The sequence below is a fragment of the Caballeronia glathei genome (assembly GCF_000698595.1).
Classification (GTDB): Bacteria; Pseudomonadota; Gammaproteobacteria; order Burkholderiales; family Burkholderiaceae; genus Caballeronia; species Caballeronia glathei.
The window spans coordinates 1-357 of sequence record NZ_JFHC01000326.1 but is presented as its reverse complement, the minus strand read 5'-3'; the positions used below and the strand labels follow the sequence as shown (position 1 = coordinate 357).

1 protein-coding gene is annotated in these 357 nt (G+C 75.6%); it reads right to left on the bottom strand.

Annotated elements, in window-relative coordinates; translation table 11 throughout:
* Positions 1 to 117 precede the first annotated feature (117 nt).
* A partial coding sequence (locus BG61_RS43860; protein WP_206540647.1) for a hypothetical protein occupies positions 118 to 357 on the bottom strand: 240 nt, incomplete at its 5' end.

Sequence of the window (357 nt, the reverse complement as noted above, 5' to 3'; positions counted from 1 at the left end):
CCGAGGCCGGCGTTCGGCGATCGCGGCGCGACGCGCGGCAACGATGAGCGCCGTCCGTTCAAGGCGCGCGGCGACGATGCGCGTTCCGCTTCCGCTGGCGAGCGCGGGCCGAGACCGTCATTCGGCGACCGCCCCGCGCCGCGCGGCGAACGCCCGGGCGGCAACGACGAGCGCCGTCCGTTCAAAGCGCGTGGCGACGATGCGCGTTCGGCTTCTGCTGGCGAGCGCGGGCCGAGGCCGACGTTCGGCGATCGCGGCACGACGCGCGGCAACGACGAGCGGCGTACGTTCAAGCCGCGTGGCGAGGATTCGCGTCCCGCATCCGCTGGCGAGCGAGGGCCGAGGCCGGCGTTCGGC